Origin of the sequence: Streptomyces iconiensis, assembly GCF_028657195.3 — a bacterium.
Classification (GTDB): Bacteria; Actinomycetota; Actinomycetes; order Streptomycetales; family Streptomycetaceae; genus Streptomyces; species Streptomyces iconiensis.
Window position 1 is genome coordinate 1 of sequence record NZ_JANCPR020000067.1, and the last position, 21,176, is coordinate 21,176.

Consider the following 21,176-nt stretch of genomic DNA (forward strand, 5'->3'; position numbering starts at 1 on the left):
GTCCTAGAGGGGGGCGAAGCCCCCCTCTAGCGGGGGGCTGTTGGGGGGCAGCGCCCCCCAACGCCCGGCCGGCGAGGCCAACGGGGCAAGGGGCGAAGCCCCATCAGGAACGGACGGGGACAACGGACCGGTCAGGACAGGACGAAGACCAGGCCCAGGCCCAGGGAGCAGGAATCACGCAAGCCCAGCGGCCCGAAACGCACTCAACGAAGGCGCAATAACCGCACTGGGCCCAGAGGAAGACGCAACAGCGTCAAGCGTCTTCAACCCGTCCCCGGTGTTCAACACCACCGTGCTGAGCGACGGATCGACAACCCCCGCCTCCAGCAACTTCCGCGTCACGCCCAGCGTGACGCCACCCGCCGTCTCCGCGAACACCCCCTCCGTCCGCGCCAGCAACTTCATCGCGTCAACGATCTCCGCATCGTTGACGTCCTCGACAGCGCCGCCGCTCCCGCGGCAGATGTCGATGACGTACGGCCCGTCCGCCGGGTCCCCGATGGCGAGCGACTTGGCGATGGTGTCGGGCCGCCGCACGGGCCGGACCACGCCGCCGTCCTTGAAGGCGCGCGAAACCGGCGAACAGCCCTCCGCCTGTGCGGCGAAGATCCGCACAGGCTTGTCCTCCACGAGCCCCAACTCAACGAGCTCCCGGAGCCCCTTGTCGATCTTCACCAGCTGGCAGCCGGAGGCGACGGGGATGACGATCTGGTCCGGCAGTTTCCAGCCAAGCTGTTCGCAGATCTCGTACGCGAGGGTCTTGGAGCCCTCGGCGTAGAAGGGGCGCAGGTTGACGTTGGTGAAGCCCCAGCCCTCGCCGAGCGGGTCGCCGATCAGCTCGGAGCAGAAGCGGTTCACGTCGTCGTAGGTGCCGTCGATGGCGACCAGGTCGCCGCCGTAGATGGCGGCCATCACGACCTTGGACTGCTCCAGCCCGTCCGGGATGAACACGCACGAGCGCAGGCCCGCACGCGAGGCCGCTGCCCCGACGGCGCCGGCGAGGTTGCCGGTCGAGGAGCAGGACAGGGTGGTGAACCCGAAGGCGCGTGCGGCCTCCAGGGCGATGGCGACGGGGCGGTCCTTGAAGGAGTGCGTCGGGTTGCCCGAGTCGTCCTTGACGTACAGGCCGCCGGTGACGCCCAGCTCGGCGGCGAGCCGGTCGGCCTGGACGAGCTGGGTGAACCCGGGGTTCAGGTTCGGCTTGTCCGCGACATCGGCAGGAACGGGCAGCAGCGGCGCGTAACGCCACATCGAGGCGGGTCCGGCCTCGATCTGCTTGCGGAGCCTCTCGGGGTCACCGGTCGGCAGCTCGTAGGCGACCTCCAGCGGACCGAAACACTCCAGGCACACGAAGCTGGGCCCGAGCGGAACGCGGGTGCCGCACTCGCGGCAGGAGAGCGCGACGGCGGAGCCGAGCGAGACATCGGAGGCGGCGGACGTACCAGCGGCGGGGATACCAGCGGCGCCGGCGGAAGATTCTGCGGCTTGCACAGCCATGGAGGCGAGGCCCTTTCTCCTCATCTTCCCCGTGACGTATCTCGTCCCGGGACGGAATTGGCACCGTCCCCACGAAGGCTTCTCTCGCCTGTGGTGTCCGCTTACGCGCGGATTCGCGGGATGGTTGCCGGGGCTTCAACGGGCCGTTCCCTCTGCCCCTCTGGATGAGCTCTATGGCACCGGAGCCGTATCAGGCACCGGGCGTTTGTCGCGACGACCCCGGCATGCGGGGCCTGCTCACGTTGTTCAAGACTGTAACTGACGACAGTGACGCTTGAGATAGTCGTCCGAACAGCGAGATGGGTCACAGGAGGAGCGGACGTGCTCGATGAGGTGGGCCGATGGCTGCGGGACCGCTCCTGGTCCGCGGCCGACCGGCCGCTCGACCAGCTGCTCGCGGCCAAGCGCCGGACGGGCAGCACGGTCAGCGTCGTGCTGCCCGCGCTGAACGAGCAGGAGACGGTCGGCGAGATCGTCTCGGTGATCCGCGACGAGCTGGCCTCGACGACCTCGGCGGGGGGTCCGCTGGTGGACGAGCTGGTGGTCATGGACTCGGGCTCGACGGACCGTACGGCCGAGGTCTCGGCCGCGGCCGGGGCCAAGGTCATCCACCGGGACGAGGTGCTGCCGCGGCTTCCGGCCCGTCCCGGCAAGGGCGAGGTGCTGTGGCGCTCGCTGCTGGCGACCAGCGGCGACATCGTCTGCTTCGTGGACGCTGACCTGCGGGAGTTCTCCCCCGACTTCGTCTCCGGCATCGTCGGCCCGCTGCTGACCGATCCCGGCCTGCAGTTCGTCAAGGCGATGTACGACCGTCCACTGCTGGGCAGCACGGGCGGCGGCGGCCGGGTCACGGAGCTGGTGGCACGCCCGCTGCTGAACCTGCACTGGCCCAGGCTGGCCGGCCTCGTCCAGCCGCTGGGCGGCGAGTACGCGGCGCGGCGCGATCTGCTGGAGCGGCTGCCGTTCCCCGTCGGGTACGGGGTGGAGCTGGCGCTGCTGGTGGACGCGCTGGAGCTGGTCGGCCTCGACGCGCTCGCACAGGTGGACGTGGGTGTGCGGCGGCACAGGCACCAGGACGGGCAGGCGCTCGGCCGGATGGCCGCGGCGATCTACGCGACCGCTGAGCGCCGCCTGACGGGCGAGCCGCGCGGGTCGACGGCGCTGACGCAGTTCGAGCGGGACGCGGCGGGCGCCTTCGTCCCCCGCGACCACACGCTGGAAGCGGAGGAGCGTCCGCCGATGTGCGAGGTACCGGAGTACGCCCCCCGCCACGCGGCCTGACCCGCACCGCATCGGCCGGCTGGCCGCAGCCGGCGAACTCGGCGCACACCCGAGCCGCACCCGACCGGCCGGTCCGCCCGACGGCAGCGCACCGGCCGACCGGTCCTCCCGACGGCGACGGCAGCGCACCGGCCGACGACCGGTCCGTACGGCCCACGGACAACCGCACCGACCGGGCGATCCCCCCGGCGGCAGCGCATCGACGGACGACCGTCGATCGCGACGCATCAGCCGACAGCCGCCGACCGGTCATCGCAGACGCATCAGCCGACGACCGACGACCGACAGCCGACAGCCGATCGCAGGCGCATCAGCCACCGGCCGCCAATCGCACCCGTATCGGCCGACGACCCACCAACCGCGGCCACACCAGCTCCGCCAGTTCCGCCAGTTCCGCCAGTTCCGCCGAGTCCGCCAACTCCCCCGCCCCACCCGGAATTTGGCGCATTCCGCACTCCCCCGCGGCAGCGGCATGTGCTCTCCGGGGCCGCCCCGCGAGGGATCGCGCGAACCCATGACTGCGTAAAGATGATCGGAAGAGCCATTGACCCGTCATCTTTGAGCAAATAGCGTCCGGTCATCCCGGTTGAGGGCAGCGGCGCCCGCGGAAACGACATCCGGTCGACCGGGGGCCACCCGTGCCCGAATGACGCCGCTACTCCGGCTCCTCAGGAAGGCTCCGCGTGCGCAGACGTTCTCTCCTCGCCGCTGCCGCCACGACCACGCTCGCGGCAGGCTGCGGCGCTCCCACCGTGACCACCAGCGACTCCCTGCGCGGGCGCATCACCTACGGCGTCTGGGACGTCTACCAGATGAAGGCGATGCGCAAGGCAGCCAAGGAGTTCGAGCGCACGCACCCCGGGACGACCGTGGACGTGCAGCTCACCCCCAACGCCACGTACTGGACGAAGCTGCGCACCGCGTGCTCGGGCGGCTCGGCTCCGGACGTGTTCTGGCTGAACGGGCCCAACTTCGGCCTCTACGCCGACGCCGGGCAGCTTCTGCCGCTGGACACCGAGGGCGCCGACGCCGTCTTCGACCCCGGTGACTTCCCGGCCGACATGACGAAGCTGTACCGCTGGAAGGGCACGCAGTACGGGGCACCCAAGGACTTCGACACGATCGCCCTGTGGTTCAACAAGGAACTGTTCGACCGGGCCAAGGTCGACTACCCGGACGGCTCCTGGACCTGGCAGGACATGATCAACAACGCGCAGCGGCTCACCGACAGGAAGCGCGGCACGTACGGGATCGCGGCGCCGGTGCGCTCGCAGGAGAACTACTACGACTCCATCGCGCAGGCCGGCGGCTGGGTCATCTCCAAGGACCGCACGAAGTCCGGCTATGCGGACCCGAAGACCATGGAGGGGCTCAAACTGTGGGTCGACCTGATCCACCGTTACCGCGCCTCGCCCACGCTCCAGCAGCTCACCGACACCGATCCCACCCAGATGTTCCAGGCGGGCAAGCTCGCGATGGGGTGGGAGGCGTCGTACAACGCGGCCACCTTCTGGGCCGATCCCGAGCTGCGCGCGAAGATCGATGTGGCCCCGCTGCCGCGGGGCAGGCACCGCGCCAGCATTCTTCACGGGCTCGCCAACGTGATCTACGCCCGCACCAAGTACCCGGCGCTGGCCCGCGAGTTCGTCCGGTTCATGTCCGGTAAGAGCGCCTCCCTGATCCAGGCGAAGTACGGCACCGCCATCCCCGCGCGCAACGGCACGCAGAAGCCGTGGACCGACGGCATGCCCAAGTTCGACCTCCAGGTCCATCTGGACGCCGTCGACTACTCCGTGCCGTACCCGATCTCCACCAACACCGCCGCGTGGGCGCACAAGGAGCTGCAGATGCTCGCGAGGGCATGGAGCGGGAACGAGAGCCTCGACAGCGCGACGCGTTCCCTCACCAAGGCGATGGACAAGCTGCTCGCCCAGGAAGGGAAGGCACGGAGCTGATGAGCCCGGAGACCGAGACAGCGGGGGCGAAGGGCGCCCCACCTCCCGTAATCCCCGTAACTCCCGTCACGTCCGTCACCGCACTGGACGAGCGCCAACTGCGCAGGCGCGAGCGCAAGTTCCACAACAGGGACAAGTGGTGGGGCTACGCACTGATCGCTCCGGCCGGGCTGGGCCTCGCGGTCTTCTACTTGTGGCCCGTTCTCCAGACGCTGTACTACAGCTTCACCGAGTGGGGCCCGTTCGGCGGCACCACCTGGATCGGGATCGAGAACTACCGCACGCTGGTGTCCGACCCGGAGGTGTGGCAGTCCCTCGGGAACACCCTCTTCTACACCGTTCTGGTGCTGCTGGGCATTCCGGTCGCGATGGTGCTGGCGGTCCTGCTGAACCTCAAGGGGATGCGGGGCACCGGCTTCTACCGCACCCTGTACTTCCTGCCGGTCGTGACCATGCCCGCCGCCGTGGCCGTCGTATGGCGCTGGCTCTACAACGGTGACATCGGCATCATCAACGAGGCCCTCGCGAAGATCGGCATAGACGGCGCCTACTGGGTCTCCGATCCCAGCACCGTCCGGTTCGCGGTCGCCGCCGTCGGCGTCTGGATGACCGTCGGATACAACATGATCCTGCTGCTCGCCGGGCTCCAGGGCATACCGCAGGACTACTACGAGGCGGCTTCGCTGGACGGCGCGGGGCGCGTGCGCCAGTTCTTCTCGGTCACGCTGCCGCTGCTGAGCCCGACGCTGTTCTTCACGACCGTGCTGTCGGTGATCCAGTCGCTCCAGGTCTTCGACCTGATCTACATGATCCTGGGCGCCAACACCGCCGTAGGGCCGACGAATCCGGCCTACTCCGAGGGCCAGACGGTCGTGATGCTCTTCTTCCAGAAGTCGTTCTACGACAACCAGCGCGCGTACGGAGCAGCCATCGTCTGTGTGCTGTTCGTCCTGATCATGGCGCTGACCGCCCTCCAGTTCCGGTTGCAGAAGAGGTGGGTCCACTATGGCTGAGACGACAACCGCACAGCCCACGCGGCCGGCGGGCGGACATCCGGCCCCCGGCGGCCCCGCGTCCGAACGCCCGGCGGCCGAACCCCCGGCGGCCAAGCGGCGGGTGAGGCGCGCGAGCCGTCAGGGGCGGCTGTGGCCGGCGCATGTACTGCTCTCGCTCGGAGCGGTCGTCACGGTCTTCCCGCTGCTGTGGCAGGTGCTGACCTCGTTCAAGAGCTTCGGTGAGTCCACCCGGGTACCGCCGACGATCTGGCCCGAGCACTGGCAGTGGTCGAACTTCTCCACGGTGTTCGACTCGATCCCGTTCGGCGACCAGTTCGTCAACACCGTTCTGATGACGCTGATCAGGACCGTGGCCCAGCTGCTGCTGTGCTCGATGGCGGCGTACGCGTTCGCACGTATCCGCTTCCCCGGGCGCGGGGCGATCTTCCTCGGGTTCCTGGCCGTGCTGATGGTGCCGAGCCAGCTGTTCCTGCTGCCGCAGTACCAGATCATGCAGGACCTCGGCTGGCTCAACTCCCTTCAGGCGCTGAGCGTCCCGGGCATGTTCAGCGCGTTCGGCACCTTCCTGCTGCGGCAGTTCTTCCTGGGCCTGCCCGGCGAGCTGGAGGAGGCGGCCCGCCTCGACGGCGCCAACCCCTTCACCGTCTACTGGCGCATAGCCCTGCCGCTGGCCCGCCCCGGACTGCTGGCGCTCGGCATCCTCACCTTCCTGTGGTCCTGGAACGATCTGATGTGGCCGCTGGTGGTCAACACCGACCCGGCACAGATGCCGCTGTCGGCGGGGCTCGCCTCGCTCCAGGGCTCCCACATGACCGACTACCCGGTGCTGATGGCGGGTTCGCTCCTCGCCACGCTCCCGGTGATCGTGGTCTTCGTCGCGATGCAGCGCCACTTCATCCAGGGCATCGCTTTCTCCGGAATGAAGGGTTGAGCACCATGACCGACACCCAACTCACCCCCGCCGACGCCGCCCAGGCGCGTACCGGCACCCGCGACCTGCGCCTCGCCGTGCTGGGCCTCGGGGTGCGCGCCACCCTCGCGCGCGAGGCGCACAGGCCGGGCGAGGGTGCCGCCGTCGTCGCCGCCGTCGATACGAGCCCCGGCATGTTCGGGCGTGCACGCGAATGGTTCGGCGAGGACGTACGGCTCTACACCGACCACCACGCGCTGCTCGCCGCCGAAGAGCTGGACGCGGTCTTCGTCATCACCCCCGACCACACGCACGAGGACATCGCCGTCGACCTGCTGCGGGCCGGCGTCGCCGTCTTCGTGGAGAAGCCGCTCGCCATCACCACCGAGGGCTGCGACCGCGTACTGGAGGCCGCGCGCACCGGCGGGGCGCGGCTCTACGTGGGCCACAACATGCGGCACATGCCCGTGGTGCGCACGATGCGGGACCTGATCAGAAGCGGAAAGATCGGCGAGGTCAAGGCCGTATGGTGCCGCCACTTCGTGGGCCACGGCGGCGACTTCTACTTCAAGGACTGGCACGCCGACCGCCGCAACACCACGAGCCTGCTCCTCCAGAAGGGCGCCCACGACCTCGACGTCATCCACTGGCTCGCCGACGCCTACACCGAGCGCGTCACCGCACTCGGCGGGCTCACGGTCTACGGCGACATCGAGGACCGCTCGGGCCAGGCCCCGGGCGCCGTGATGCCCGACTGGTACGACCCGGAGAACAACTGGCCCCCGCTGTCCAACACGGGGCTCAACCCGGTCGTCGACGTAGAGGACCTCTCGATGATGGTGATGCGCCTGGAGGGCGGCATCCACGCCAGCTACCAGCAGTGCCACTACACCCCCGACTACTGGCGCAACTACACGGTCATCGGCACCGAAGGCCGCCTGGAGAACTTCGGCGACCACGGCGACACGGCCGAGGTCCGCGTCTGGACCCACCGCAGCGGCTACCGCGCCGACGCCGACCTCGTCGTCCCCATGGCACCCCCCGGCGAAGGCGGCCACGGCGGCTCGGACCCGGCACTGGTCACGGAGTTCCTCCGCTTCGTCCGCTCCGGCGGCACCACCGACACCAACCCCGTCGCCGCGCGTGAGGCCGTGGCGGCAGGAACGGCCGCCACGGAGTCGCTGCGCAACGACGGCACACCGGTGACGGTACGGCGCGTGGCGCCGGAGTTGGCCCGGTGGTTCGAGGGCGGGCAGGAGTAGGCACACGGCCGCGCGAGGCCCTTGCGGGCCGGCGGCCCCTGCGGCCCTGGTGCCCCTTGTGCCCTTGGTGCTCCCTGGGGCCCAGGGAGCACCAAGGGCGCCTGCTGAACATGCTCCGCTTCCCTGTACCTGGCATCGCCTTGTAGAGCTGCGCATCAGGAGGCTTGTCCAAAGGAACGCCGTGCGGCACACAAGGCACCTACCTTTGGCCTGTGAATGGCAGACGTAGATGGATCGGGACAGCAGCCTTGTATGTCGCCTGGTGGGGCGTGACAACGGTGGGGTTCCGCCTTCTTGGGCTGCTCATCGACGACTTCAAGAGCTGGCCGGTGTGTGCGGGGATGGGCGTCGCTTCGATCCTGATAGGGGAGCTGTCGGAGCGGCGGCGCCAACGTCGGCGAGGTCGGGAGTCGCATACGTCTCCCAGCACCGCACCTCCGCCCGGCCGCACCACAGGCGCACCAGATCAACCGGAGAACAGCGGCGAACCACGGTGAGAGCGGCGAGTCCGCCGAGGCCGCGCCCGCAGGCCGCCCGCGATGCCCTTGAAGCTCGGTGCCGGGCGCGGTTGACCCCGCCAACGGCCCGTGGCCGGTCCGGCGGCGCGAACGGGCCGTCATAAGGCCCGGCTGTCATGACGGGTCTCCCGCAAGGGGCGTGCACACATGGGTGCCGTTGACGACGAGCCATGGGAGGCCGTCTGCGTTGCCGGGAGCTGGGTCGTCGTACACGTCGAAGCCCAATGGGCCGCCGCAGCGCGGGCATCGTTCGGGCCAGGCCGCCTCGGCGGCGTGGCCTAGGCACTCGACCGCGACCGCGAGGTCACGAGACATTGCGGGGGCGGCAGCGCGGGCAGGCGCAGGGCGGGTAGAGCATGGGGAGCGGCAACGGTGCGGGGCCCTTCCTGCCTTCCAAATTCCCTGGCCCTTCAGGGTCAGGGGGTACGGCCCCAGAGCCTTCGTCGGCGTCGTGCATGGCGACCTCTCCACGTCCGTGATCAGGTAGTCACTGACGGTAGAGGTGCGCGCACGGCCGAGGGGACACAGTTCGTGTCCCCTCGGCAAGCGCCGCTCAGGCGGCGAGGAGCCCGATTTTCACGGCGAGTTCGGAGGCACGGCGGCGGCGCTGCGGGCTCTTCGCCTCGGCCTCTTCCAGCACGATGCGCCGGGCGTACCCGTTGTAGCGGATGGTCTCCGGCGCGGCCTCGTACGCCTTGTCCAACGTCGCCAGCGCTGCCTCGGATTGCCCGTCCAACTGGTAGCCGCGCGCTTCCTCGATGCGGTGGCGTGCACGGCGGGGGCGGGACGGGATCGTGATCGCGTCGGCCGCCGCCGCCTGCCGCACGCTCTCCCCGCCCGCGTGCAGTTCGACCGCCACCGTCACCGCGTGCGCACCCATGATGGCCTGCGAGAAGGAGGTGACCGGGTGGTAGTAGCCGGTGGGCAGACGCGATGCCTTCCCCCGCGCCTTGTCCCACCAGCCCCACGCCGAGCCGGTGTCACCCCGCCGCGCGGCGGTGTAGCCGGCCTCGAATTCGAGCGCGCCCGTGATCGCCAGTACATCGTCCGAAGCATCCGGCAGCAGCGGCGTCAGATACTCCAGCGTCGCCCTGTTGACATCGTCGGCGGCATCGAAATGCGCAGGGCCGCTGTCCCGGTGCGCCTGCGCGCTGAGCCATGCCGCGACACCGATCGCGTGCGGGTCCTCGGATTCCTGTGCCGCGACCATGCCGCGGTCGGCCACACGCCACAGCAACGAGGACTCCGGCTGGTAGGCCACGAAGAACTGCGTCAGCGAGTACACCTCGGAGAGCACGGCCTGTGCGGCCCTGCGTTCGCAGGCCGAGGTGGCCTGCCGCACCGCGAGTTGCGCTCCCCGGATCAGGTCGGGCAGCAACTGGCCGATCACCTCACGGTGGTTCGGAGCCTGGTGGCGGGCCCTCCACGCGTGTGCGAGCCGCGCGGCAAGGTGCCCGGGGCGGGGCGCCTCCGTGTCCGCGTGAACGGGGAACGCGTTGACCGCGGCGGCCACGGCGGGAAGGCGACGGTGGCCGGGCCCGATGAACAGTTCAAGACCGGGCTGTTGAGTGCCGGTGAGGTCGGCCAGAGAACGGACCCGAAGGGCCTCAGCGATGCGCAGGATCACCGGCAGCTTCGGCATCTGGAGCCGCCCGTACTCAAGCTGCTTGACCCAACTCGGCGACATGCCGAGCAGACCGGCCAGCACCGTTCTTGGCATCCCCCGCCGCTCGCGGAGCAGTTGCATCCGTTGGCCGAACGCCAGCGGCTCGCTGTACGGGTCCGGGGTCCCATCCTCAGCAGACACGGCCTTGCCCCTCTCTGCGGAACTCGACACTGCCAGAGTATGGGCCGAGGCGTACGCGCAGGCGGGTACCGCACATCGCCCACCATGACCAGCGGCGCACACCCTCTCCGTGGCCCGGCCCGGCAACCTCTCATACGGTCACCGGACCACCACCCCTCACGCGCCTTTCCTGACCTCCGCCGGAGCCCCGCGCTCCGCCGACCCCGCCCGCCCTGCCGGAGCCCCGCGTTCCGCCGGAGCCCCGCGCTCCGCCGGGTCACGCACCCGCTCGCCCGGATCCACCCGCTCACCCGGATCCACCCGCTCCGCAGCCGCCAGCAGCGCGTCCAGTGCGGGCCGTATCAGCGGGTGGCCCTCCGCGCCGCTGCGTACGGCGGCGAAGACGCGGCGGGTGGCGGCGACGCCTTCCAGGGGGCGGACCACCACGCCGCCCAGTTCCATGCCGAGCAGGGCGGAGCGGGGGACCATCGCGACGCCGGCGTCGGCGGCTGCGAGGGCCACGACGGCGCGGAAGTCGTCGGAGAAGTGTTCCAGGCGCGGCTTGAAGCCGGCGTGTTCGCAGGCCAGGACGGCGACATCGTGGCACGGGTTGCCGGGGTAGGGGCCGATCCAGCGTTCGCCCGCCAGGTCGCTGATGCTCAGCCGGCCCGAGGACGCCAGCGGGTGTGCGGAGGGCAGTACGGCATCGAACGGTTCGCTGTACAGGGGGGTCAGGTGCAGGCGCTGGTCGTCCTGCCGGGGCGTGCCCCGGTACTCGACGGCGACGGCCAGGTCGGCCTGCCCGTCGAGGACCATCAGCAGGCTCTCGTCGCCCTCGGCGTCCCGCACCCGTACCCGCACGCCCGGGGCGCTGTCGGCGAGCGCGGTGATGGCGGGCGCGACGACGAGGCCGATGCCGGTGGCGAACGCCGCGACCGTGATCTCGCCCGCCATACCGGAGGTGAAGGCCGCCAACTCGGCCTCGGCCCGCTCCAGTTGGGCACAGACGACATCGGCGTGCTTGAGCAGGATCTCGCCGACGGCGGTGAGCTGGATGCCCCGGCCGTTACGTTTCAGCAACCGGTGCCCCGTCTCGTTCTCCAGCGCGGCGAGCTGCTGGGAGACGGCGGAGGGCGTGAGGTACAGCGCGGCGGCGGCTGCGGTCACCGTCCGGTGGTCCGCGACCGCCTGGAGGGTACGCAGCCGCCGGGCGTCGATCACGTGTTCATAGTGCCAGAGCCGCCAGGGCCCCAGGGCCCCCAATGCTGCCAGCGCCGGCCACACCACCAGCACCGCCCGCACCACCAGCGCCGCCCGCACCACCAGGGCCACCAGCGCCGCCCGCACCACCGGCGCCGCCAGCGCCACGGCGCCACCCCGCACCACGGCGCCACCCCGCGCCGCTCACGCCGCTCACGCCGCCAGCGCGGTCCTGGCCTTCACGAACGCGCTTACGGCCTGCTCCACGTCCTCGGCCGAGTGCGCGGCCGAGAGCTGCACCCGGATCCTGGCCTGGCCCTGCGGCACCACGGGGTAGGAGAAGCCGACGGCGTAGATCCCCTCATCCAGCAGGTGGTCCGCCATACGTCCGGCGACGGACGCGTCCCCGATCATGACGGGCACGATGGGGTGGTCGCCCGGCAGTATCTCGAAGCCCTCCTCGGTCATCCGCGAGCGGAACTGCGCGGTCCGTTCCTGGAGCTGCTGCCGCAGCTCGCCGGAGGTCTCCACGAGGTCGAGCACCTTGAGCGAGGCGGCGGCGATGACGGGTGCGAGGGAGTTGGAGAACAGGTACGGGCGCGAGCGCTGGCGCAGCAGTGCGACGATCTCTGCGCGCGCGGCGACGTAGCCGCCCGAGGCGCCGCCGAGCGCCTTGCCGAGGGTGCCGGTGAGGATGTCCACGCGGTCCATCACGCCGTGCAGTTCGTGGGTGCCGCGTCCGCCGGGGCCCGTGAAGCCGACGGCGTGCGAATCGTCGACCATGACCATGGCGTCGTAGCGGTCCGCGAGGTCGCAGATCTCGGGCAGCGGCGCGAGGTAGCCGTCCATGGAGAAGACGCCGTCGGTCACGATCAGCCGGCGCCGCGCGTCCTGGCTCTCCTGGAGCCGCTCCTCCAGCTCGGCCATGTCGCGGTTGGCGTAGCGGAACCTTCGGGCCTTGGACAGGCGGATGCCGTCGATGATGCTGGCGTGGTTGAGCGCGTCGGAGATGACCGCGTCCTGGCCGTCGAGCAGGGTCTCGAACACCCCGCCGTTGGCGTCGAAGCAGGAGCTGTAGAGAACGGTGTCCTCGGTGCCGAGGAACGCGGAGATCCGGTCCTCCAGCTCCTTGTGGATCTCCTGCGTACCGCAGATGAAACGTACGGACGCCATCCCGTAGCCCCAGCGGTCGAGGCCGTCGCGGGCCGCGGCGACGACCTCGGGGTGGTCGGCGAGACCGAGGTAGTTGTTGGCGCAGAAGTTGAGCACGGAACCGGGTGCGCCGCCTGCCGTGACGGTGACACCGGCGCTCTGCGGGGTGCCGATCACACGCTCCGGCTTGCTGAGCCCGGCTGCCGTGATCTCGTCCAGGGTGGTGCGCAGTTCGTCGCGTACGGAGTCGAACATGGGGTCCTCCAGAGGTCGGTGGGGTGAGGGCGCGGGTGGGACGGGACCGGATACGGGTCAGGCGGTCCAGTCGAGGATGACCTTGCCGCCGTTGCCGCTCGCCGCCTCCGCGAAGGCGTCCTCGAACGACCGGTAGGAGTACCGCCCCGTGATCACCGGGCTGAGGTCGAGGCCGCCCTCCAGCAGCACGGACATGGCGTACCAGGTCTCGAACATCTCGCGCCCGTAGATGCCCTTGATCGTGAGCATGGAGGTGACGATCCGGGCGAAGTCGACGGGGAACTGCTCGGTCGGCAGGCCGAGTACGGCCATCTTGCCGCCGTGCGTCATGTTGGCGACCATCTCGCCCATCGCCGCCGGACTGCCGGACATCTCCAGGCCGACGTCGAAGCCCTCGCGCATGCCCAGTTGCCGCTGCCCCTCGGCGACGGAGGTCTCCGCGACGTTCAGCGCGAGGCTCACGCCCACCTTGCGTGCCAGCGCGAGGCGGGGCTCGCTGACATCGGTGATCACGACGTTACGGGCACCCGCGTGCCGGGCAACGGCGGCGGCCATGACGCCGATGGGGCCCGCGCCTGTGATCAGGACGTCCTCGCCGACCAGCGGGAAGGACAGCGCGGTGTGCACCGCGTTGCCGAACGGGTCGAAGATCGCGGCTGTATCGAGGTCAACGGGCCCCCTGTGCACCCACACGTTGGAGGCCGGCAGCGCCACGTACTCGGCGAAGGCGCCGTCACGGCCGACGCCGAGCCCGACGGTGCTGCGGCACAGATGACGGCGGCCCGCACGGCAGTTGCGGCACTTCCCGCACACCAGGTGGCCCTCGCCGCTGACGAGGTCGCCCACCGCGAGGCCACCCTGATCGGGCGCCTCTCCCGCGTGCCGGCCGACCTCGACGATCTCGCCGACGAACTCGTGCCCCGGTATGAGCGGTGGCCGCACGGCGCCCTGCGCCCAGCCGTCGTAGGCGAGTATGTGCAGGTCGGTGCCGCAGATGCCGCTGCGGAGCACCTTGATCAGCACCTCGCCCGCGCCGATGGCGGGCTCAGGCACGTCTCTCAACGTCAGTCCGGGCTCTGCCTTGTCTTTCACGAGTGCTTTCACGCGTACGTCTTCCTGAACACAGGGGAAGGGGGGACGCGCCCGTGCGCACGGCTCCCGCCCGCACGGGCGCGGTCGGCGAACCTCAATCTGCCCCCTCCCCGCCGCAGGGTCCATCGAGCTTTTCTTAAACCGGGCAACAGCAGAGCTAAAACCCTGACGCCTCAGCCCTGAACGGCCGGAGTCTCAGCAGTCCTGAGCCGCAGGAGTCAGCAGTCCTGAACGGCCGGAGTCAGCAGCCCTGAGCCAGGGGAGCCAGCAGCCCTGAGCGGCCGGAGTCAGCAGGGTGCCGGCCCGCCGACAGCGGCGCTTCATGACGCCCCCGCACACCGCCCCCACCAGCCCCGCACGGCAAGACGCGCACGTTTGAGCGGATCTGTCGGCGGTTAAGCTCCGCGCATGGTCGCTGGGGCAACATCGCAGGTACTGGTCGCTTCCAACCGGGGACCCGTCTCCTACACCAGAGGTGACGACGGGAAGCTCACCGCCGAACGCGGAGGCGGCGGGCTCGTCTCAGGGCTCTCCGCGATGGGCTCCGAGGCGGTATGGGTGTGCGCCGCACTCGGTGACGGGGACCGCGAAGCCGTACGCCGCACGGGCGGAACACTGGACCGCGCGGACACGGGCGGTCAGACCGTACGGATGCTCGACATCCCGCCCGGCACCTTCGAGGCGGCGTACCACGGAGTGGCCAACTCGGTGCTGTGGTTCGTCCACCACATGCTGTACCAGATCCCGCTTGAACCGGCGTTCGACGACGACTTCGTCCGCCAGTGGGAGGCGTACGAGGCGTACAACGCCGCCTTCGCCGTCGCGCTCGCCGACGAGGCCGAGCACGGCGCGACGGTCCTGGTGCAGGACTACCACCTCACGCTGGTCCCGACCCTGCTGCGCGAGCGACGTGCCGACCTGCGCATCGGACACTTCTCGCACACGCCCTGGGCGCCGCCGGACTACTACCGCCTGCTGCCCGACGCCGTCGCGGCGCAGGTGCTGCGCGGCATCCTCGGCGCCGACCGCGCCGCCTTCCTCACCCGCAGGTGGGCCGATACGTTCGCGGAGTGCTGCGCCCGCGTCCTGGGCGCCGAGGTGCGCGGCGACGAGATCACCTACGAGGGCCGCACGACCCGCCTCGGGGTGCATCCCCTGGGCGCCGACGCCGACTTCCTGCGCGAGCGTGCGCACCGCGACGATGTGGCGGAACGCATGGGCCAGTTGTGCGAGCAGATCGGCACGGCCCCCGACGGAAGCCCGCGCCGCACCGTCGTACGGGTGGACCGCACCGAGCTGTCCAAGAACATCGTGCGCGGACTGCACGCCTACCGCCGCCTGCTCTCCGACCGTCCCGAGTGGCGCGAGCGCGTGGTCCATCTCGCCTTCGCCTACCCCTCCCGGCAGGACCTCGCCGTGTACCGCGACTACACGGCGGAGGTGCAGCGCGTCGCGGAGGAGATCAACTCGGCCTTCGCCACGGCCACTTGGACGCCGGTCCTCCTGCACGTCAAGGACGATTTCGCACGCTCACTTGCCGCCTACAGACTGGCCGACGTGGCGCTGGTCAACCCGATCCGCGACGGGATGAACCTCGTGGCGAAGGAGATCCCCGTGGTCTCCGACGACGGCTGCGCGCTGGTGCTGTCACGGGAGGCCGGGGCGTACGAGGAGATGGCTGAGGACGCGCTCGTGGTGAACCCCTTCGACGTCGTGGCAACGGCCGAGGCGCTCCGGACGGGCCTGGAACTCGATCCGGCCGAACGGCTCGACCGCACCAAGCGCCTCTCCGCCACCGCGACAGCACTCCCCCCGGCCCGCTGGCTCCTCCAGCAGCTCGAAGCCCTGCGCTGAAGCGCACAACTCCGAAGCGCACAGCGTCGAAGCCCCGCGCTGAGGCGCCCGACGTCGAAGCCCCGCGCTGAGGGGCCCGGCGGAAGGCGCACCGCGGGCTGAGCAGGCTCGGTCCGCTGTGCGCCGGTCACTCCGCCGGGCAGCGCTCAGTCCAGGGCCTCGGCCAGGGACTCCAGGAGCGCCGCCACGCCTTCGGGGCCCGGCACCAGCAGGTCGGCGCGCTCGGCGAGGCGGGGTACGGACTCGCCGGTGCCCTCGGCGCCGCTGCACACCAGCAGGCCGGGCACGCCCTTGCCCCGCAGGGCCTCGACCGTGTCGTAGGCGGCCAGGTCACCGAGGTCGTCGCCCGCGTACACGACGGCCCCGGCGTCCGTCTCACGGACGAAGTCGTCGAGCGCGCCGCCCTTGTCGGCGCCAGGCGGCCTCAGTTCGAGGACCATCCGGCCCGGCTCGACGACCAGCCCATGGCGCGCGGCGAGGTCGCCCAGCGGGCCCCGCAGCAGCGAGAAGGCCGCCTCGGGCGAGGCGGTACGGCGGGTATGGACGGCCAGGGCGCGGCCCTTGTCCTCGGTCCAGGTGCCCTCGGGAACGCCCAAGCCGTCCAGCAGCGCGGGCAGTTCGGCGCGTACGGCCGCGACGCCCGGCGGCGGTTCCTCGGCGCGCACGGCGCCGTCGGGCGCCCGCCAGCTCTCGGCACCGTAGGCACCGAGCACAGTCAGGTGGTCCAGTCCTTCGGCGCCCTCGAAACCGCCGTACCGCACGGCGTCGGCCGCCGGCCGGCCCGTGATGACGGCGACGGCGCGCAGCCGGGGCGCGAGCCGGGAGAGCGCGGGCACGGCGCGCGGGTGGGAGCGGGCCTGCCGGGGGTCGGCGACGATGGGCGCGAGGGTGCCGTCGAAGTCGAGCGCGAGCACCGCGCGCCCGGGGTCGGTGAGGAGGGCGGCGAGCCCTTCCCGTCCGGCTTCGGTGGCTGGTTCAGGCAGCGGCATGCCGCGCACCCTAGCGCGTGCGATCGCGCCGTTCCTGTCGCTCGCGGCGCAGCCTGTTGACGGTGACCGGGTCGTACGCGAGCGCGTGCACGTCGTCGAGCAGCGCGTTGAGCAGCTGGAAGTAGCGGGTGGGCGACATGTCGAGCCGTTCCCGTATGGCCCGCTCGCGGGCGCCGGGCGAGGACCAGCCGCGCGCGGCGAACGCCAGCACGGCCCTGTCGGTCTCGTCGAGCCCGGGTGTCTCCGCCCGGTCGGTCCCGGGCGCCTCCGAACGGCCGGCCCCAGCCACCTCCGCGTACTCCGGCGGCAGGGGCGTCTCCGTGTCCTCGGAAGCGGACTCGGACGCATCCTCAGAAGCGGGCTCGGAAGCAGGTTCGGAAGCGCCCTCAGAAGCGGGCTCGGAAGCAGGTTCGGAAGCGTCCTCGGGCGCATGCTCACTGCGGACCGTGTCGGCGCTGTGCTCGCTCATCTCTCCACGCTACTCGCTCGCCGCGCCGCGCCCCGTTCACCTGGTCAACCGCTCACTTCGACGGCGAACTGGTGGCCTTCTCCTCGGCCTCGGCCTTGCGCTGGAGCCCGTTGAGAACGCTCTTGGGGTCGCCGCCCCTGGTGACGGCCTCGCCGACGTTCTTCTTGATCGCGGCGCTGGTGCCCGCCCAGGAGACCTTGCCGACGGGGTAGAACTGCGCGGTGTCGAGCTGGTCGAGGAAGCGCCACAGCTTCTTGTGCCGCCGGTCCTCCCGCATGCGGGTGGTCGCCGAGGTGGTGACGGGCATGAGGTCGTAGCGGGAGGCGAAGGCGTAGTGGTTCGTCTCGCGGTAGACGAAGTCGAGGAACTTGCCCGCCTGTTCCCTGTTCCCGTTGGCGCGGAAGGCCATCATCCAGTCGGCGACGCCGAGGTTGGACTCGGAGGGCCCGCCCTTGCCGGGGATCTTGCCGGTGCCGTAGCTGACGCTGCGCCGCTCGGCCTGCTGCATGAGGGTGGGGTGACCGTTGAGCATGCCGACATCGCCGCGTCCGAAGGCGTCGAACAGCTCCTGCCTGTCGGTACGCGCCGGGTTGGTGCCGGTGAACCCCGGGGTGACGAGGTTGTCCCGTATCCAGGTGAACGTACGGACGTTGGCGGCGGAGTTGATGGTGTAGTTGCCGACGTTGTCGACGTACGAGCCGCCGCCGCTGAGCATCCACATCATGGTCTCGGCCGGCGCCTCCTCAGGTCCGAGGGGAAGGCCGTAGGGGATCTCCACGCCCGCCTTCTTGAGGGCGAGGGCCGCGGCCTTCAGCTCCTCCCAGGTCTCGGGCGGCGACTCGGGGTCGAGGCCGGCGTCGCTGAAGAGGTTCTTGTTGTAGAAGAGCAGCCGGGTGCTGGAGACGAAGGGCAGCCCGTACTGCACGCGCTGCACCTCGCCCGCCTCGGCGAGCCGGACGAGGAAGTCGGCCTGTACGGGGATGGAGAGGAGTTCGCTGACCTTGTAGAGCCTGCCCTGTGACGCGTAGTCGGCGTAGGCCCCGATCTGGGCGACGTCCGGGGGCTCATCGGCCGCGACCATGTCGGCGACCTTCTTGTCGACCTCGCTCCAGCTGTGGACGGCGACGTCGACGGAGATGTCGGGGTTCTTCTTGGTGAAGGCGTCGGCGAGGGACTCCCAGTACGTCTGGGAGCTGTTGTTGCCGCCCGGGTCGCCGTAGTCGGCCGCCACCAGCTTCAGGGTGACCTTGCCCGAGCCCGAGCCGTCTCCGCAGCCCGAGAGCGCCGTCATCCCGGTTGCGCCTGCCAGACCGGTGGCGGCCATGCCCAGGAATCGCCGTCTTTCCATCATCCCCACTACCCCTCAGAGCCCCGCCGTGTGCCGTCCGGCAGCGGATGGCGCGTGCCCCGCACCGTCCGGTGCCGGGCGAGTGTCCCGCCGTGCGAGCTATAAGGTCTACACCAAAGGTGATAGCGGTACGGATTCGACTTGGACTCCTTTCGGAATCTCCCAAAGCTGTCCGCGTCCGGACAAACCCCTCCCCCGTACGTGTCCCGCACCCCCTTCAGCCCCTCTCCGCGCGGCCGGGAGACGCCGGGAGGGAAGAAGATCCCCCCTAGTGGACTAGACCTTTTTCGTGGTCTCGCGGGAGACTGTGCCCCGTGAGTAACCGTGATGAGCCCACGACCGTACGCACCGCGCAGTACGTCATCGCCCTCGATGTCGGCGGCACGGGGATGAAGGCCGCCCTCGTCGGGTCCGACCACACGCTGCTGTACGAGACCCGCCGCCCCACCGAGCGCGAACGCGGACCCGAGGCCGTGATCCAGGGCATCCTCGACTTCGCCGCCGAGCTGCGCGCCTTCGGCGTCCAGCGGTACGGCGCCGAACCACTGGCCGCCGGCGTCGCCGTGCCAGGGGTCATCGACGAGGAACACGGCATCGCCGTCTACTCCTCGAACCTCGGCTGGAGCGACGTACCCATGCGCAGACTGCTGCGCGAACGGCTCGGCGAGGACCGCCCCGCCGGTCTGCCCCCGCTCCCCGTGGCGCTCGGCCACGACGTGCGGGCTGGCGGGCTGGCCGAGGGCAGGATCGGCGCGGGCGAGGGCGTCGACCGCTATCTGTTCGTCCCTCTCGGCACCGGCATCGCCGGCGCCATCGGCATCGGAAAGACCGTGGAACCGGGCGCGCACGGCAGCGCCGGCGAGATCGGCCACATCGTCGTACGCCCCGACGGGCCCCCGTGCGAGTGCGGGCAGCGCGGCTGCCTGGAGCGGCTGGCCTCGGCATCGGCCGTGGGCCTCGCCTGGGCCGAGGCGTGCGGCGACCCGCAGGCCACCTCCGCCGACGCGGCCAAGGCCGTCGAGTCCGGTGACCCGCGCGCCCGCGAGGTGTGGCGGAACGCCGTCGACGCGCTCGCCACCGGCCTCGTCACGGGCCTCACGCTGCTCGACCCGCGCACACTGATCATCGGCGGCGGCCTCGCCGAGGCGGGCGACACCCTCTTCGTTCCGCTCCGGGAGGCGGTACGCGAGAAGGTCACCTTCCAGCCACTCCCGGCAATCGTGCCTGCGGCACTCGGGGACGCCGCAGGTTGCCTGGGCGCGGGACTTCTCGCCTGGGATCTTCTCTCCGCGGAGGTTGCGAGCCGATGAGCAAGCGAACAGTGCTGACCGGTGCCAAGGTCGTGCTGCCGGGAGGTGTGCGGGAGGACACGGCGCTGACGGTCGAGGACCGCAGGATCGTCCCGGGCGCACCCGGCGAGGGGGACAACACGCTGGATCTGACCGGGCACTGGATCGTGCCGGGCTTCGTCGACATGCATGTGCACGGCGGGGGCGGCGCGTCCTTCTCGGCCGGTACGCACGACGAGGCGATGACGGCCATCGCGACACACCGCCTGCACGGAACGACGACCATGGTCGCCTCGACCGTCACAGGTGACCTGGACGACCTCTCCCGGCAGGCGGGCGCGCTCAGCGAACTCGCCGAGCAGGGCGAGCTGGCGGGCGTCCACTTCGAGGGACCCTTCATCTCCTGCGAGCGGCGCGGCGCGCACGAGCCGTCGCTGCTGCGCGACCCCGACCCCGCCGACGTACGCAAGCTGCTCGACGCGGCACGCGGTACGGCGAAGATGATGACCCTCGCACCCGAGCGCCCCGGCGGCCTGGAGTCCGTAAGGCTGCTCGCCGACAACGGTGTCATCGCCGCCGTCGGACACACCGACGGCACGTACGAGGACACCCACGAGGCCATCGAGGCGGGCGCGACCGTCGCCACGCACCTCTTCAACGCCATGCCGCCGCTGGGCCACCGCGCCCCCGGCCCCGTGGCAGCGCTGCTGGAGGACGAGCGCATCACCGTCGAGCTGATCAACGACGGCGCCCATCTGCACCCGGCCGTCGTGGAGTTGGCGTTCCACAGGGCGGGCGCGGCGCGCGTGGCGTTCATCACCGACGCGATGGGCGCCGCCGGTGTGGGCGACGGCCGCTATCCGCTCGGCGGCCTGGAGGTCGACGTACGCGACGGCGTCGCCCGACTGGTCGAGGGCGGCTCCATCGCCGGCTCGACGCTCACCCTGGACCAGGCGTTCCGGCGCGCGGTGACCGTCGACCGGCTGCCGGTCGGCGACGTGGTCAGCGCCCTCTCGGCGAACCCGGCACGGCTGCTGGGCGTGGACAGCGAAGTGGGCTCGCTGGAGCCCGGCAAGTACGCGGACCTGGTCGTGCTGGACGGCGAGTTCATGCTGCGGGGCGTCATGCGGCGCGGGGAGTGGGTGGTGGCTCCGCAGGGGGCCTGAGCTGCCCGTATCGGCCCGGGGGGTCGCCCGTCGGCGCCTCCAGTGGCATGATCGCTCACGCGTCCCTCGGGACTCCGCGGGAACTCCCGTGGGACCCGTAGACCTGTGAGTCCGTCATGTCCGTCATGCCCGTTACA

Annotated in this window: 17 protein-coding genes, 1 pseudogene and 1 riboswitch; of the genes and pseudogenes, 9 read left to right on the forward strand and 9 right to left on the reverse strand. The window is 70.8% G+C overall.

Annotated features, from left to right (window positions below):
• Positions 1–174 precede the first annotated feature (174 nt).
• On the reverse strand, positions 175–1,521 hold the full coding sequence (thrC, locus tag NMN56_RS38910) for a threonine synthase (RefSeq protein ID WP_274044957.1): 1,347 nt from the start codon (positions 1,519–1,521) through the stop codon (positions 175–177).
• A riboswitch (SAM riboswitch) is annotated at positions 1,515–1,668 on the reverse strand. Its footprint overlaps the gene before it by 7 nt.
• 150 nt (positions 1,669–1,818) lie before the next feature.
• Here thrC and NMN56_RS38915 point away from each other — a divergent pair.
• Entirely contained in the window at positions 1,819–2,778 is a 960-nt protein-coding gene (locus NMN56_RS38915; RefSeq protein WP_274044956.1) for a glucosyl-3-phosphoglycerate synthase, read from the forward strand.
• A gap of 310 nt (positions 2,779–3,088) precedes the next feature.
• Here the strand turns inward: NMN56_RS38915 and NMN56_RS38920 are convergent, their stop codons facing one another.
• Entirely contained in the window at positions 3,089–3,226 is a 138-nt protein-coding gene (locus tag NMN56_RS38920; RefSeq protein WP_274044955.1) for a hypothetical protein, read from the reverse strand.
• A 235-nt stretch (positions 3,227–3,461) separates the two neighbouring features.
• On the opposite strand from NMN56_RS38920, the gene NMN56_RS38925 reads away from it, so the two are divergent.
• The 5 genes from NMN56_RS38925 (at position 3,462) to NMN56_RS38945 (ending at position 8,721) form a co-directional block, all read left to right on the forward strand.
• Positions 3,462–4,733 (forward strand): ABC transporter substrate-binding protein, encoded by a 1,272-nt coding sequence (locus NMN56_RS38925; protein WP_274044954.1) that lies wholly within the window; start codon positions 3,462–3,464, stop codon positions 4,731–4,733.
• The gene (locus NMN56_RS38930) at positions 4,733–5,746 is read left to right on the forward strand and encodes a carbohydrate ABC transporter permease (RefSeq protein ID WP_274044953.1); all 1,014 of its coding nucleotides are present in this window, start codon (positions 4,733–4,735) and stop codon (positions 5,744–5,746) included. The genes NMN56_RS38925 and NMN56_RS38930 overlap by 1 nt, the downstream gene beginning before the upstream one ends.
• Positions 5,739–6,680, forward strand: coding sequence for a carbohydrate ABC transporter permease (locus tag NMN56_RS38935; protein WP_274044952.1), 942 nt, complete (start codon positions 5,739–5,741; stop codon positions 6,678–6,680). Before NMN56_RS38930 ends, NMN56_RS38935 begins: the two co-directional genes overlap by 8 nt.
• A gap of 5 nt (positions 6,681–6,685) precedes the next feature.
• Entirely contained in the window at positions 6,686–7,921 is a 1,236-nt protein-coding gene (locus tag NMN56_RS38940; RefSeq protein ID WP_274044951.1) for a Gfo/Idh/MocA family protein, read from the forward strand.
• Between the two features lie 665 nt (positions 7,922–8,586).
• The gene (locus tag NMN56_RS38945; protein WP_274044950.1) at positions 8,587–8,721 is read left to right on the forward strand and encodes a hypothetical protein; all 135 of its coding nucleotides are present in this window, start codon (positions 8,587–8,589) and stop codon (positions 8,719–8,721) included.
• A 271-nt stretch (positions 8,722–8,992) separates the two neighbouring features.
• Here NMN56_RS38945 and NMN56_RS38950 read toward each other — a convergent pair whose 3' ends face one another.
• From NMN56_RS38950 to tdh, 4 genes and pseudogenes are all read right to left on the reverse strand, one after another.
• Positions 8,993–10,246 (reverse strand): helix-turn-helix domain-containing protein, encoded by a 1,254-nt coding sequence (locus NMN56_RS38950; protein ID WP_274044949.1) that lies wholly within the window; start codon positions 10,244–10,246, stop codon positions 8,993–8,995.
• Between the two features lie 300 nt (positions 10,247–10,546).
• Positions 10,547–11,446 (reverse strand): annotated as a pseudogene (locus NMN56_RS38955) (LysR family transcriptional regulator); the annotation flags it as partial.
• 192 nt (positions 11,447–11,638) lie between these two features.
• A complete protein-coding gene (locus tag NMN56_RS38960; RefSeq protein WP_274044948.1) occupies positions 11,639–12,832 on the reverse strand; it encodes a glycine C-acetyltransferase in 1,194 nt (397 codons plus the stop codon).
• A 57-nt stretch (positions 12,833–12,889) separates the two neighbouring features.
• Positions 12,890–13,936 carry an L-threonine 3-dehydrogenase gene (gene tdh / locus NMN56_RS38965; protein ID WP_274044947.1) on the reverse strand — a complete coding sequence of 349 codons (1,047 nt, stop codon included), beginning with the start codon at positions 13,934–13,936 and terminating at the stop codon, positions 12,890–12,892.
• A gap of 396 nt (positions 13,937–14,332) precedes the next feature.
• Here tdh and NMN56_RS38970 point away from each other — a divergent pair, with 396 nt between their 5' ends.
• A complete protein-coding gene (locus tag NMN56_RS38970; RefSeq protein WP_274044946.1) occupies positions 14,333–15,778 on the forward strand; it encodes an alpha,alpha-trehalose-phosphate synthase (UDP-forming) in 1,446 nt (481 codons plus the stop codon).
• A gap of 146 nt (positions 15,779–15,924) precedes the next feature.
• Here the strand turns inward: NMN56_RS38970 and otsB are convergent, their stop codons facing one another.
• From otsB to NMN56_RS38985, 3 genes are read right to left on the reverse strand one after another with little or no spacing between them, the layout of a single operon-like run.
• Positions 15,925–16,767, reverse strand: coding sequence for a trehalose-phosphatase (gene otsB / locus NMN56_RS38975; protein ID WP_274044945.1), 843 nt, complete (start codon positions 16,765–16,767; stop codon positions 15,925–15,927).
• Positions 16,768–16,777: 10 nt separating this feature from the next.
• Positions 16,778–17,236, reverse strand: coding sequence for a DUF3263 domain-containing protein (locus NMN56_RS43485; RefSeq protein ID WP_430542828.1), 459 nt, complete (start codon positions 17,234–17,236; stop codon positions 16,778–16,780).
• A gap of 52 nt (positions 17,237–17,288) precedes the next feature.
• A complete protein-coding gene (locus tag NMN56_RS38985; RefSeq protein ID WP_274045073.1) occupies positions 17,289–18,584 on the reverse strand; it encodes an extracellular solute-binding protein in 1,296 nt (431 codons plus the stop codon).
• A gap of 389 nt (positions 18,585–18,973) precedes the next feature.
• On the opposite strand from NMN56_RS38985, the gene NMN56_RS38990 reads away from it, so the two are divergent.
• Positions 18,974–19,894: an ROK family protein gene (locus NMN56_RS38990; RefSeq protein ID WP_430542829.1), complete on the forward strand. Its 921-nt coding sequence runs from the start codon at positions 18,974–18,976 to the stop codon at positions 19,892–19,894.
• A complete protein-coding gene (gene nagA / locus NMN56_RS38995; protein ID WP_274044943.1) occupies positions 19,891–21,039 on the forward strand; it encodes an N-acetylglucosamine-6-phosphate deacetylase in 1,149 nt (382 codons plus the stop codon). Before NMN56_RS38990 ends, nagA begins: the two co-directional genes overlap by 4 nt.
• Positions 21,040–21,176: the final 137 nt, after the last annotated feature.

Excerpts from the sequence above, each read along its gene's own strand:
- thrC (WP_274044957.1), bottom strand. The coding sequence starts at position 1,521 with ATGAGGAGAAAGGGCCTCGCCTCCATGGCTGTGCAAGCCGCAGAATCT.
- NMN56_RS38920 (WP_274044955.1), bottom strand. The coding sequence starts at position 3,226 with ATGCGCCAAATTCCGGGTGGGGCGGGGGAGTTGGCGGACTCGGCGGAA.
- NMN56_RS38930 (WP_274044953.1), top strand. The coding sequence starts at position 4,733 with ATGAGCCCGGAGACCGAGACAGCGGGGGCGAAGGGCGCCCCACCTCCC.
- NMN56_RS38935 (WP_274044952.1), top strand. The coding sequence starts at position 5,739 with ATGGCTGAGACGACAACCGCACAGCCCACGCGGCCGGCGGGCGGACAT.
- NMN56_RS38940 (WP_274044951.1), top strand. The coding sequence starts at position 6,686 with ATGACCGACACCCAACTCACCCCCGCCGACGCCGCCCAGGCGCGTACC.
- NMN56_RS38945 (WP_274044950.1), top strand. The coding sequence starts at position 8,587 with ATGGGTGCCGTTGACGACGAGCCATGGGAGGCCGTCTGCGTTGCCGGG.
- NMN56_RS38960 (WP_274044948.1), bottom strand. The coding sequence starts at position 12,832 with ATGTTCGACTCCGTACGCGACGAACTGCGCACCACCCTGGACGAGATC.
- NMN56_RS38970 (WP_274044946.1), top strand. The coding sequence starts at position 14,333 with ATGGTCGCTGGGGCAACATCGCAGGTACTGGTCGCTTCCAACCGGGGA.
- otsB (WP_274044945.1), bottom strand. The coding sequence starts at position 16,767 with ATGCCGCTGCCTGAACCAGCCACCGAAGCCGGACGGGAAGGGCTCGCC.
- NMN56_RS43485 (WP_430542828.1), bottom strand. The coding sequence starts at position 17,236 with ATGAGCGAGCACAGCGCCGACACGGTCCGCAGTGAGCATGCGCCCGAG.
- NMN56_RS38985 (WP_274045073.1), bottom strand. The coding sequence starts at position 18,584 with ATGGAAAGACGGCGATTCCTGGGCATGGCCGCCACCGGTCTGGCAGGC.
- NMN56_RS38990 (WP_430542829.1), top strand. The coding sequence starts at position 18,974 with ATGAAGGCCGCCCTCGTCGGGTCCGACCACACGCTGCTGTACGAGACC.
- nagA (WP_274044943.1), top strand. The coding sequence starts at position 19,891 with ATGAGCAAGCGAACAGTGCTGACCGGTGCCAAGGTCGTGCTGCCGGGA.